The following is a 12,671-nucleotide window of genomic DNA, read 5'->3' on the forward strand; positions in this document are numbered from 1 at the left end:
GGCGCACCCCCTACTGCGGTCGGATACGGATGTCGTCCTCCGGCCTGAGCGGACGGCTCCGGGCGCCGGTTACCGTCGTTGACCATGGACAACCTCCCACGTCTCTCCGACGGCCTGTACCGCGACATCTCGACGTTCGCCCACTCCACCCCGCACTGGTTCCAGCAGCTCGCCGAGGTGTGGACCGAACTCGGGCTGCTGCTCTTCGGGGTGCTGTTCGTGGCCGGGTGGTGGCGGATGCGCCGGGGTTCGCCGGACGCGATGGCGCTCGCGCTGCTCGCCCCGCTGGCGACGGCGTTCGGTTACGTGATGAGCGAGGCGCTGAAGTCGCTGGTCGACGAGGAGCGTCCGTGCCGGGCGGTGGCCGGGGCGCCGGTGTCGCTCGTCGCGTGCCCGCCGCACGGCGACTGGTCCTTCCCCAGCAACCACTCGGCGATCGCGGGCGCGGCCGCCATCGCGCTCGCGCTGTCCTGGCGCGGAATCGTCTGGCTGACCGTGCCCATGGCTCTGCTGATGGCCTTCTCCCGGGTCTTCGTCGGCGTCCACTACCCGCACGACGTGACGGTCGGCCTGCTGGCCGGCGGCCTGGTCGCCTTCGTCGTGGTCAGGGCGGCGCGGCGCCCCGTCCGCGCGCTCGTGGAGACGGCCCGTTCGAGCGGGAGCGGCGCGGTCGTGTGGTGCGTGGGGCGCGAGGGCGCGTCGGCCGGGCCGGGGCGGACCGCCGGGCAGGGTCCGGCGCACGCGGCCGCGGGCCGGAGGAAGCCGTCGGCCCCGAGCGTCCGCGACTGACGACGAGGCCGCGGAGGACGCGGGTGCCGGGCCCCCGCCCGCCGGTCCCGGCACGAGGACACGCCCCTCCACTCCCTCCGCACGCCCCCGCGCGCCCCGAGGGCGTGCGCCACGGCGCGTGCTGATCGTCGGGGGAACGTGCCAGGATCGGGGGTGCCATGACTACCCCTTCCTCAGCATCTCCCGAGTCCTCCGAGACCCCCGCCGTCCCCGTGCCCCCCGGCGAGCTGCACGGGCCCGTCCTCGCCTGGTTCGACCGGCACGCCCGCGATCTGCCGTGGCGTCGCCCCGAGGCCGGGGCGTGGGGCGTGATGGTCAGCGAGTTCATGCTCCAGCAGACCCCGGTGGTGCGGGTGCTGCCCGTCTACGAGCAGTGGCTGGCGCGCTGGCCGCGCCCCGCCGACCTGGCCGGCGAGGCGCCCGGCGAGGCGGTCCGCGCCTGGGGTCGGCTCGGCTATCCGCGCCGCGCGCTGCGGCTGCACGCGGCGGCCGTGGCCATAACGGAGCGGCACGGCGGCGACGTACCGAGCGACCACGGACAGCTGCTCGCCCTGCCGGGGATCGGGGAGTACACGGCGGCCGCGGTGGCCTCCTTCGCGTACGGGCAGCGGCACGCGGTCCTCGACACGAACGTGCGCCGGGTCTTCGCCCGCGCGGCGACCGGAGTGCAGTACCCGCCGAACGCCACGACCGCCGCCGAACGCCGGCTGGCCCGGGCGCTGCTGCCCGAGGAGGAGGCGACGGCGGCCCGCTGGGCCGCGGCCTCCATGGAGCTGGGTGCGCTGGTGTGCACGGCCAGGAACGAGGACTGCTCGCGCTGTCCGCTGGCCGACCGGTGCGCGTGGCGGCTCGCCGGGAAGCCCGCCCACGACGGACCCGCGCGCCGCGGCCAGACGTACGCGGGCACGGACCGGCAGGTGCGGGGCAAGCTGCTCGCCGTGCTGCGGGAGTCCGCCGACCCCGTGGAGCAGGCGGTCCTGGACGCGGTCTGGGACGAGCCGGTGCAGCGTGCCCGCGCCCTGGACGGGCTGGTCGCCGACGGTCTGGTCGAGCCCCTGGACGGCGGCCGCTACCGGCTTCCGCTGGCCTGAGCCCGTACCGCCTTCGATCCGAAGGATCCGGAACCTTTGGATCCGCTGTTACACAACCGATGGGTAGCCGTGCGCCCGCCGAGGGCTGCCCCGCACAACCCCGTGACAACTGCTCCGTAGCGTCGTCGACGTAAGCAGAACAGAGCTGGTCACGGGGATCGGAGGCGGTTCGGGATGGCGCACGGCGAGGTGCTCGATTTCGAGGAGTACGTACGCACGCGGCAGGACGCGCTGCTGCGCAGCGCCCGCCGTCTCGTTCCCGACCCGGTGGACGCGCAGGACCTGCTGCAGACCGCGCTGGTCCGCACGTACGGCCGCTGGGACGGCATCGCCGACAAGTCGCTGGCCGACGCCTACCTCCGCCGGGTCATGATCAACACCCGGACCGAGTGGTGGCGGGCCCGCAAGCTCGAAGAGGTCCCCACCGAGCAGCTGCCCGACGCACGCGTCGAGGACGCCACCGAGCAGCACGCCGACCGCGCCCTGCTCATGGACATCCTCAAGGTGCTCGCGCCCAAGCAGCGCAGCGTCGTCGTGCTGCGGCACTGGGAGCAGATGAGCACCGAGGAGACCGCCGCCGCGCTCGGCATGTCGACCGGTACGGTGAAGAGCACGCTCCACCGCGCCCTGGCCCGACTGCGTCAGGAACTGGAGACCCGGGCCGCCGACGGCGACACCCGGGCTCTGGAGGCGGGTGTCCTGGAGCGCACGACCGTACGAGGCGACGAGCGGAAGCAGGAGCGGTGCGCGGCCTGAGACCACCGGCTTGGAGTGCCAGGGAGCGGGCGGCGGGCGGCGCGGCGGTGGCCGGGCTCGCCGCCGTCGGCGTGCTCGTGGCGGGCTGCTCGACCGGAGGCACCGGCTCGCGCGACGAGGGCGCGGCCCGGTCCGACGAGGCCGCCTCGACGGCCCCGGTCACCCCCACCCCCTCGGCATCGCTGTCCCCCGACGGCGGGACGGCCCTCAAGAAGGTGGACCCGATCGCCCTGCTCAAGGGCGATCCGAAGATCGGCGAGCGGGTCAAGGCCGACCTGAAGCCCTGCGCGGCGGACGCCTACCCGGTCGACACCTCGTACGGGAACCTCACGAACTCCACCGCGCCCGACGTCGTGGTCAACCTGATGACCTGCGGGGACTCGGTCGGCATCGGCACGTACGTGTTCCGCGAGCAGAACAACCGGTACACCAGCGTCTTCACGGCCGAGGACGCCGCCGTGTACGCGACGATCGACCGGGGGGACCTGATCGTCACCAAGCAGGTGTACGCGAAGGGCGACCCGGTCGCGTACCCGTCGGGCGAGGACGTGATCACCTACCGCTGGACCGGGAACAAGTTCGTCCAGCACGACTGGGTGCACAACGACTACAGCAAGGCGGTGGGCGACGGCGGCATCGACGGCTCCGTGCCCGCGCCGAGCGAGTCCCCCTCGAACTGACCCCGACCCGAAGTACCCGGAAGGCTCCCGCACCATGGCCGAGACCCATGTCCTGTTCGTCGAGGACGACGACGTCATCCGTGAGGCCACCCAGCTCGCCCTGGAGCGGGACGGCTTCACGGTGACCGCCATGCCCGACGGGCTCTCCGGCCTCGACGCCTTCCGGGCGGACCGGCCCGACATCGCGCTCCTCGACGTCATGCTGCCGGGCATGGACGGCGTCAGCCTGTGCCGGCGCATCCGCGACGAGTCGACCGTTCCGGTGATCATGCTGTCGGCGCGGGCCGACTCCATCGACGTCGTCCTCGGCCTGGAGGCCGGGGCGGACGACTACGTGACGAAGCCCTTCGACGGCTCCGTGCTCATGGCCCGGATCCGCGCCGTGCTGCGCCGCTTCGACCACGCGGGGGACGTCGGCACCGGCAACGGCGACGAGGAGGAGGTCACCGGAGGGGTGCTCGTCTTCGGCGAGCTCGAGGTCGACACCGAGGGCATGGAGGTCCGCAGGGGCGGGGCGACCGTGGCGCTCACCCCGACCGAGATGCGCCTGCTGCTGGAGTTCTCCTCGGCACCGGGCACCGTGCTGTCCCGCGACAAGCTCCTGGAGCGGGTCTGGGACTACGGCTGGGGAGGCGACACCCGGGTGGTCGACGTCCATGTGCAGCGCCTGCGCGCCAAGATCGGCCAGGACCGGATCGAGACGGTCCGCGGCTTCGGCTACAAGCTCAAGGGATGAGGGGTCTCGCCCTCCGTACGGGGGTCCGCTGGAAGATCGCCGTCGCCATCGCGGCGGTCGGCGCGCTCATCGCGGTGACGCTCAGCCTCGTCGTCCACAACGCGGCCCGCGTCTCCATGCTGGACAACGCGCGCGACGTGCAGATGTGGCGGCTGGTGTTCGCCCAGCGCGTGTACGAGACGTCCAAGCCGAAGGAACCGCGCTTCGGCACCAAGGTCAACGACCCCGCCCTGCCGCGCCAGCTCGACCAGCTGATGCGCGACGGGCGCCGCGGCACCTATGTGCAGGAGCACCACAGCGGCCCGCCGGACGTGTGGGCCGCCGTGCCGCTCGCCAACGGCGACGTGCTGTCGCTGCACGTGCCCTTCGCCGACCGCAGCGCCACGATCATGAAGGACCTCGACCGGGCGCTGATCATCGGCTCGGTGTCGGTGGTCTTCGGCGGCTGCGCCCTCGGCGTGCTCATCGGCGGCCAGCTCTCCCGCCGGCTCCGCAAGGCCGCCGCGGCGGCCGGCCGCGTCGCGCAGGGCAACACCGACGTCCGGGTCCGGGACGCCGTCGGCGGAGTCGTACGCGACGAGACCGACGAACTGGCCCGCGCCATCGACGGACTCACCGACGCCCTGCAGGAGCGCATCGAGGCCGAACGGCGGGTCACCGCGGACATCGCGCACGAGCTGCGCACCCCGGTCACCGGGCTGCTCACGGCGGCCGAACTGCTGCCGCCCGGCCGCCCCACCGAGCTGGTCCGCGACCGGGCGCAGGCCATGCGGACCCTGGTCGAGGACGTCCTGGAGGTGGCCCGGCTCGACAGCGCGTCGGAGCGGGCCGAACTCCAGGAGATCGCCCTGGGCGAGTTCGTCGCGCGCCGGGTGCGGGTGCTCGACCCCGAGACGGTCGTCCGGGTCGTCCACGAGTCGTGGGTCAACACCGATCCCCGCCGCCTGGAGCGCATCCTGGGCAATCTGCTGGCCAACGCGGCCAAGCACGGCAAGGGCCCGGTCGAGGTCACCGTCGAGGGCCGGGTGGTCCGGGTCAGGGACCACGGCCCCGGCTTCCCCGAGGCGCTCCTGAAGGAGGGCCCGAGCCGTTTCCGTACCGGCAGCAGCGACCGCGCGGGCCAGGGCCACGGCCTGGGCCTGACCATCGCGACCGGTCAGGCCCGGGTCCTCGGCGCCCGCCTCACCTTCCGCAACGCGTCCCCCGAGGGCACCCCGCACGGCGCCGGCGGCGCCATCGCGGTGCTGTGGCTGCCGGACCACGCCCCGACCAACACGGGCAGCTTCCCGCTGCTGCGCCTGCCGGACTGATCCGTCGGCCGCCCGGGGCCGCCCGCGCACCCGCGGGGACGCCGGTCTCCCCGGACGAACGCCGCGCGGGGACGGCGGGCCGCCGTCCGTACGTAGACCGGCCCGCCGTACGACCGCGGCCCCGCCGTCCACAGGGACGGCGGGGCCGCGGGCCGATCGGCAGGCGAGGTCAGACGGTCTCGGCGACCTTCACGGCGCCGTCGGTGTCGTCGGCCTCCTTCTTCGGCAGACCGGTCCCGCGCAGCGCCACCTCCTTCACGAAGAAGGCGAGGACGAAGCCGAGGACGGCGACGACCGAGCCGACCAGGAAGGCCGAGTGGGTGCCGGAGGCGACCGCGTGCTGGTAGGCCTCGCGGAGCGCGGCCGGGAGCTTGGCGAGGCTCGCGGCGTCGAGCTGCGCCGAGCGGGCGGTCGCGGCGCCGCCGCCACGGGAGGCCATCTCGCTCTGGACCTGATGGTTGAACAGCGCACCCATGATCGCGACGCCGAAGGAGGAGCCGAGGGTCCGGAACAGGGTGGTCGACGAGGAGGCGACGCCCATGTCCTTCATGTCGACGCTGTTCTGCGCGACGAGCATCGTGATCTGCATCAGGAAGCCCATGCCGGCGCCGAGCAGCGCCATGTAGACGCCCGAGACGAACCGCGTGGTGTCGGTGTCCATCGTGGAGAGCAGGTACAGGCCGACGACCATGAACGCGCCACCCATGATCGGGAAGATCTTGTACCTGCCGCTGGTGGTGGTGACGCGGCCGGCGATCATCGAGACGACCATCATCGACATCAGCATCGGCAGGAGCAGCAGGCCGGAGTTGGTCGCGGAGGCGCCCTGCACGGACTGCTGGAACAGCGGCAGGAAGAGCACCGCACCGAACATCACGAAGCCGGTGAGGAAGCCGATCACGGACATCAGGGTGAAGTTGCGGCTGCGGAAGATGTGCAGCGGCATGATCGGGTCGCTCGCGCGGGTCTCGACGAAGAGGAAGGCCGCGAGGGCCGCGACGCCGCCGATCCCGAGGCCGAGGATGGTGGCCGAGTCCCAGGCGTACTCGCTGCCGCCCCAGGTGGTGACCAGGACGATCGCGGTGATGCCGAGGGTCAGCAGGGCGGCGCCCAGGAAGTCGATCCGGGTGCCGGCGGCCCGCTCCTTGCGCGGCAGGTGCAGCACGGTGGCGAGCATCCCGAGGGCGACGGCGCCGAGCGGCAGGTTGATGTAGAAGGACCAGCGCCAGCCCCAGTGGTCGGTGATGGTGCCGCCGACCAGCGGTCCGCCGATCATGGCGAGCGCCATGATGCCGGCCATCATGCCCTGGTACTTGCCGCGGTCCCGGGGCGGGATCAGGTCGCCGATGATCGCCATGACGCCGACCATCAGTCCGCCGGCGCCCAGGCCCTGCACGGCACGGAACCCGATGAGCTGGCCCATGTCCTGGGCCATGCCGCTGAGCGCCGAGCCGATCAGGAAGATCACGATCGAGGTCAGGAAGACGCTCTTCCGGCCGAACATGTCGCCGAGCTTGCCCCAGATCGGGGTGGAGGCGGCGGTGGCCAGGGTGTAGGCGGTGACGACCCAGGAGAGGTGCTCCAGGCCGCCGAGCTCGCCGACGATCGTCGGCATCGCGGTGCCGATGATCATGTTGTCCAGCATCGCGAGCAGCATCGCGATCATGAGGGCGAGGAGGACGACGCGGACGCTGCGCGGCTGGTCGACCGTCTCCTCTGCTGCTGTGGTGTCTTTTCCGGTCGTCGCCATGTCGTCCCCGTCACTTCCTTACTTGCCGCCCGGCTAGTTACTACACTGGGGAAAGTAGACCGGTAACTAGCCGGTCGTCAAGTAAGTTTGGTGGAAGCGAGCGACCATGGCCCAGGCCCGAGGCAACACCCGTCAGCGCATCCAGGACGTTGCCCTCGAACTCTTCGCCGAGCAGGGGTACGAGACGACCTCCCTGCGCGAGATCGCCGAACGCCTCGACGTCACCAAGGCCGCGCTCTACTACCACTTCAAGACCAAGGAAGACATCCTCGTCAGCATCTTCGAGGACCTCACCCGGCCCATGGACGAGCTGATCGAGTGGGCCGGCGAGCAGCCGGCCACCCTGGAGACCCGGCAGGAGATCCTCCGCCGCTACCAGCAGGCACTGCTCGCCGCGTCCCCGCTCTTCCGCTTCATGCAGGAGAACCAGGCAGCGGTCGGCAAGCTGAGCATCGGCCTCACCTTCAAGAAGCGCATGATCGCGCTGACGGCCCTGCTCCAGGACCCCGGCTTCGCCATGACGGACAAGGTCCGCTCGGTCAGCGCGATCTTCACGCTGCACGCCGGCGCCTTCTTCATGCACCACGTCGAGGGCGACCCCGAGGAGAAGCAGGAAGCCGTCCTCGAGGTCGCCCTCGATCTGATCGGTCAGGCCCACCAGGGGCACTAGACCGTCGGGGTCGTACACCGGCCGGGCCCCACCGGGGGCCGCGGGACCGTCAGGGTCAGATGCGCACGCCGTGCGACGCCAGGAAGGCGACCGGGTTCAGGGCGGAGCCGTAGTTCGGGGTGGTGCGGATCTCGAAGTGCAGGTGCGGGCCGGAGGAGTTGCCGGTGTTGCCCGAGAGGGCGATCCGCTGGCCGGCGGAGACCTTCTGGCCGATGTTGACCTTGATCTTCGAGAGGTGGGCGTACTGCGAGTACTTGCCGTTCGCGTGCTTGATCACGATGGCGTTGCCGTACGCGGGACCGTCGCCGCCGCCGTACGGGCCGGCCTTCACGACGGTGCCGGTGGCGGCGGCCTTGACCGGGGTGCCGACCGGAACGGCGAAGTCCTGGCCGGAGTGCTTGTGGGCCCACATGGCACCACCCTGGTTGAAGCTGGCGCTCAGGGCGTAGGCGCTGACGGGCTTGACCCAGGACGCGGCCTTCTTGGCGGCGACGGTCTTGGCCTGCGCCTTGGCGGCCGCGGCCTTCACCTGAGCGGCCTTGGCGTGGGCGGCGGCCTGGGCGGCGGCCTGGGCCTGGACGGTGGCCTGGTTGGCCAGGGCGGCGGCCGCGGTCTTCGTGTTCGCGACGGCGGCCGTGCCCTCGGCGGCGAACGCGGAGCCGGCACCGGCCACCAGCGACGCTCCCAGACCCGCGGCGGCGAGAGCGACGGCGGTGGTACGGATGCTGGGCTTCATGACGCGCTTCGACATACGGGGGAGAACCTCCGGGGAGAACGGGACCCGGCGTTCAGAGCGGTGAGCGCCGGGCTTGCTCATCCTTGGTAACCCGGACTCCCATCCCGGCCAAAACACCCCATCTACGACATCGCGTCGTAGCGATCTCCCAGGGAATCCGCCTCTTGACGCCCCACGCGAGCTCGGGCGAAATCGGACAAAGCGACCCGCGTAGACCTGTTTAACCCCATGTCGCGAGGGCCCCGAAGCGCCCGAAAGGCAGGCCGGCGCCCCCTTCGCCCCCATCCGGGACCGAAGTCCCGAGGGTTCCACCCCAAACGTCCCGATCCCGACCGAATCTCACCACTATTCCGCCTAGTACCCTTCGAAACCCCTGTGCGCCTTGTCACCACGGCACCCCTGCCATTGCGACCTGGGTCACGCAACCGGGGCCGGGGAAAAGGCGATCCGCACTCCGCCGACGCCTTCGGGGACGTACGCGGAGCCGGTGGGGGGACACCTGGGGATCCGGCACTCATCGGCGCCCGCCTCGCGGGCAGCGCGGTCACCCCTCTGCCGAAGAAACCGCTGGTCGGCGACGGCCCCGGGGCGGGCCTCCCCGGCTCGGCCCGCCCCGTCCGGCTCTCCTGCCTCGTGCCCTTCCGCGGCGAGAGGCGCGCGTCCGCCGTCGTGGCCCGCACGCTCGTCGAGCAGGCCCGCGGCCAGGCCGGCCTGCCCGCGGAGGCGAGCGGCTCCCGGCCGCCGACGGCTCCCCTTCCGCCGCCGGCCGTCCCCTCACCGCCCCCGAGGGCCGGGCCGACCGGGTCGTGGCCGCCGTGCGCGGCCTGGTGCTCGTCGACGGCATCGACGCGATCCCCGAGGCCGTACGCGGCCGGGCCCGCGTACCGCGCTGAGCCTGTGTGGGCTGGCGGACTCCTCCGACGTCTGGCGCGCGCTCGCCGGCCTCCCGGCCCTGCGCACCCCGGCCGGCGCGGAGACCGTCTCCCGTGGTGCCCGGCCCGGCGGACGCCGTCCTGGCAGGCGTGCGGACGGTCCGGCGGGCGTGCGCCGGCGAACCGGAGGCCGGGCGGCTGGAGCGGAGCCGTCCCGCTCCGGAGCGGCTGGAACTCGGCGGGGCGGTCGGCAGCGAGGTCGTCACCGCCTGGCGGCACCCGGCCTCGCGGAACGGTCCTCGCGGCGGACGCAAAGGGGCGGCCCCGGAACCCACAGGTTCCGGGGCCGCCCCTTGCAGCAGCTCAGCGGCTCAGGCCGGCGTCACGCGTCCTTGGACAGGTTCGGCCCGGGCCCGCCCGCCGCCTCCACCGGAGGGACGTCGGGCAGAGCCGACTTCTCCTCGCCGCGGAAGGTGAACTTGCGGTTCTCGCCCTCGCCCTCGGTGTCCACGACCACGATGTGGCCGGGGCGCAGCTCGCCGAAGAGGATCTTCTCGGACAGGGTGTCCTCGACCTCGCGCTGGATCGTCCGGCGCAGCGGCCGGGCGCCCATGACCGGGTCGTAGCCCTTCTTCGCGAGGAGCTCCTTCGCGGACTGGGAGAGCTCGATGCCCATGTCCCGGTCCTTCAGGCGCTCGTCGACGCGGCTGATCATGAGGTCGACGATCTGGAGGATGTCGTCCTGGGTCAGCTGCGGGAAGACGATGATGTCGTCCACACGGTTGAGGAACTCCGGGCGGAAGTGCTGCTTCAGCTCGTCGCTGACCTTCGCCTTCATCCGCTCGTAGTTGGACTTCGTGTCGCCCTGGGCCGCGAAGCCGAGGTTGAAGCCCTTCGAGATGTCCCTGGTCCCGAGGTTGGTGGTCATGATGATGACCGTGTTCTTGAAGTCCACGACCCGGCCCTGGGAGTCGGTCAGACGACCGTCCTCCAGGATCTGGAGAAGGGAATTGAAGATATCGGGGTGGGCCTTCTCGACCTCGTCGAACAGGACCACGGAGAACGGCTTGCGGCGCACCTTCTCGGTGAGCTGGCCGCCCTCTTCGTAGCCGACGTATCCGGGCGGAGAACCGAACAGACGCGAGACGGTGTGCTTCTCGCTGAACTCCGACATGTCGAGGGAGATCATCGCGTCCTCGTCGCCGAAGAGGAATTCGGCGAGCGCCTTGGACAGCTCGGTCTTACCGACACCGGACGGGCCGGCGAAGATGAACGAACCGCCGGGGCGCTTCGGGTCCTTCAGACCGGCACGCGTACGCCGGATGGCGCGCGAGAGGCCGATGACGGCGTCCTTCTGACCGATGACGCGCTTGTGGAGCTCGTCCTCCATGCGGAGCAGACGCGAGGACTCCTCCTCGGTCAGCTTGAAGACCGGGATGCCGGTGGCGGTCGCGAGGACCTCGGCGATCAGCTCGCCGTCGACCTCGGCGACGACGTCCATGTCGCCGGCCTTCCACTCCTTCTCCCGCTTGGTCTTCGCGGCGAGGAGCTGCTTCTCCTTGTCGCGCAGGGAGGCGGCCTTCTCGAAGTCCTGCGAGTCGATCGCGGACTCCTTGTCCCGGCGGACGGCGGCGATCTTCTCGTCGAACTCGCGGAGGTCCGGCGGCGCGGTCATCCGGCGGATGCGCATCCGGGAGCCGGCCTCGTCGATCAGGTCGATCGCCTTGTCCGGGAGGAAGCGGTCCGAGATGTAGCGGTCGGCCAGGGTCGCGGCCTGGACGAGGGCCTCGTCCGTGATGGAGACCCGGTGGTGGGCCTCGTAGCGGTCGCGCAGTCCCTTGAGGATCTCGATCGTGTGCGGCAGCGACGGCTCGGCGACCTGGATGGGCTGGAAGCGGCGCTCCAGCGCGGCGTCCTTCTCCAGGTACTTCCGGTACTCGTCGAGCGTGGTGGCACCGATGGTCTGGAGCTCACCGCGGGCCAGCATCGGCTTGAGGATGCTGGCGGCGTCGATCGCGCCCTCGGCGGCGCCCGCACCCACCAGGGTGTGGAGCTCGTCGATGAACAGGATGATGTCGCCGCGGGTGCGGATCTCCTTGAGGACCTTCTTCAGGCGCTCCTCGAAGTCACCGCGGTAGCGGGAGCCGGCGACCAGCGCACCGAGGTCGAGGGTGTAGAGGTGCTTGTCCTTGAGGGTCTCGGGCACCTCGCCCTTGACGATGGCCTGGGCCAGGCCCTCGACGACCGCCGTCTTGCCGACGCCGGGCTCGCCGATGAGGACCGGGTTGTTCTTCGTGCGGCGGGACAGCACCTGCATGACCCGCTCGATCTCCTTCTCGCGCCCGATGACCGGGTCGAGCTTGGACTCGCGGGCCGCCTGGGTGAGGTTGCGGCCGAACTGGTCGAGGACCAGGGACGTCGAGGGGGTGCCCTCGGCAGGGCCGCCGGCGGTGGCGGCTTCCTTGCCCTGGTAGCCGGAGAGCAGCTGGATGACCTGCTGCCGCACCCGGTTGAGATCGGCGCCCAGCTTCACGAGGACCTGGGCGGCGACGCCCTCGCCCTCGCGGATCAGGCCGAGCAGGATGTGCTCGGTGCCGATGTAGTTGTGGCCGAGCTGGAGGGCCTCGCGGAGCGACAGCTCCAGGACCTTCTTGGCACGAGGGGTGAAGGGGATGTGCCCGGACGGGGCCTGCTGGCCCTGGCCGATGATCTCCTCCACCTGCTGGCGGACCGCCTCGAGCGAAATCCCGAGGCTCTCCAGGGCCTTAGCGGCGACACCCTCACCCTCGTGGATAAGGCCCAGGAGGATGTGCTCGGTGCCGATGTAGTTGTGGTTGAGCATCCGGGCTTCTTCCTGAGCCAGGACGACAACCCGCCGCGCGCGGTCGGTGAACCTCTCGAACATCGTTAATCGCTCCTCAGAGCGGTCAGTCAGTTAGGGGTCGATCCCCTCCCTGTCCTTCCGCAGCTTAGTCCCGCAAGCGGGGACCGCTCATTCCAACTGCCGACATCCGTCCGGATCACCCCCTTACTTCTCGGGGAGACCTGCTGCCGAACAGCCGACAAATGCTCCAACTCGATGGTGCGAGACGATGTTCCCGCAGGCCAAGCTGATACCCGCACCTCCAGTACGCCGATGGCGAACGTGAGACGCTTCTGCCCGCGAGACGCCCCTCCTCACATGGAATGTCTTACCCGTAAGGACCGACACTCCATGCGGCACACCCCGGTTCCCTCCGCTACGGGCGAACAACCTTGCGCGCTCGAATGCACCCGTACGC

Annotated in this window: 10 protein-coding genes; 7 read left to right on the plus strand and 3 right to left on the minus strand. The window is 71.2% G+C overall.

Features of this window, described 5'->3' with window-relative positions:
* The first annotated feature begins 84 nt into the window (after positions 1–84).
* The 6 genes from ACGF1Z_RS19940 (at position 85) to cseC (ending at position 5,362) form a co-directional block, all read left to right on the plus strand.
* The gene (locus tag ACGF1Z_RS19940; RefSeq protein WP_393005729.1) at positions 85–789 is read left to right on the plus strand and encodes a phosphatase PAP2 family protein; all 705 of its coding nucleotides are present in this window, start codon (positions 85–87) and stop codon (positions 787–789) included.
* A gap of 158 nt (positions 790–947) precedes the next feature.
* Positions 948–1,880, plus strand: a complete 933-nt coding sequence (locus ACGF1Z_RS19945) for an A/G-specific adenine glycosylase (RefSeq protein ID WP_393005731.1) — start codon at positions 948–950, stop codon at positions 1,878–1,880.
* 174 nt (positions 1,881–2,054) lie between these two features.
* Positions 2,055–2,636, plus strand: coding sequence for a SigE family RNA polymerase sigma factor (locus ACGF1Z_RS19950; RefSeq protein ID WP_393005733.1), 582 nt, complete (start codon positions 2,055–2,057; stop codon positions 2,634–2,636).
* Positions 2,624–3,316 carry a hypothetical protein gene (locus tag ACGF1Z_RS19955; RefSeq protein WP_393005735.1) on the plus strand — a complete coding sequence of 231 codons (693 nt, stop codon included), beginning with the start codon at positions 2,624–2,626 and terminating at the stop codon, positions 3,314–3,316. Before ACGF1Z_RS19950 ends, ACGF1Z_RS19955 begins: the two co-directional genes overlap by 13 nt.
* A 34-nt stretch (positions 3,317–3,350) precedes the next feature.
* Positions 3,351–4,052 carry a two-component system response regulator CseB gene (cseB, locus tag ACGF1Z_RS19960; protein ID WP_393005737.1) on the plus strand — a complete coding sequence of 234 codons (702 nt, stop codon included), beginning with the start codon at positions 3,351–3,353 and terminating at the stop codon, positions 4,050–4,052.
* On the plus strand, positions 4,049–5,362 hold the full coding sequence (gene cseC / locus ACGF1Z_RS19965) for a two-component system sensor histidine kinase CseC (protein WP_393005739.1): 1,314 nt from the start codon (positions 4,049–4,051) through the stop codon (positions 5,360–5,362). Before cseB ends, cseC begins: the two co-directional genes overlap by 4 nt.
* A gap of 169 nt (positions 5,363–5,531) precedes the next feature.
* On the opposite strand, the gene ACGF1Z_RS19970 is transcribed toward cseC, so the two are convergent.
* Positions 5,532–7,112, minus strand: coding sequence for an MDR family MFS transporter (locus tag ACGF1Z_RS19970; protein ID WP_393005741.1), 1,581 nt, complete (start codon positions 7,110–7,112; stop codon positions 5,532–5,534).
* 106 nt (positions 7,113–7,218) lie between these two features.
* On the opposite strand from ACGF1Z_RS19970, the gene ACGF1Z_RS19975 reads away from it, so the two are divergent.
* Positions 7,219–7,782: a TetR/AcrR family transcriptional regulator gene (locus ACGF1Z_RS19975; protein WP_393005743.1), complete on the plus strand. Its 564-nt coding sequence runs from the start codon at positions 7,219–7,221 to the stop codon at positions 7,780–7,782.
* 55 nt (positions 7,783–7,837) lie between these two features.
* Here the strand turns inward: ACGF1Z_RS19975 and ACGF1Z_RS19980 are convergent, their stop codons facing one another.
* Together ACGF1Z_RS19980 and ACGF1Z_RS19985 are read right to left on the minus strand one after the other, a co-directional pair.
* Complete coding sequence (locus ACGF1Z_RS19980; RefSeq protein WP_393005745.1) at positions 7,838–8,533, minus strand: M23 family metallopeptidase; 696 nt, start codon at positions 8,531–8,533, stop codon at positions 7,838–7,840.
* A 1,239-nt stretch (positions 8,534–9,772) separates the two neighbouring features.
* Positions 9,773–12,295, minus strand: coding sequence for an ATP-dependent Clp protease ATP-binding subunit (locus ACGF1Z_RS19985; protein ID WP_393005747.1), 2,523 nt, complete (start codon positions 12,293–12,295; stop codon positions 9,773–9,775).
* Positions 12,296–12,671: the final 376 nt, after the last annotated feature.

It is taken from the genome of Streptomyces sp. NPDC048018 (genome assembly GCF_043202995.1).
GTDB lineage: Bacteria > Actinomycetota > Actinomycetes > Streptomycetales > Streptomycetaceae > Streptomyces.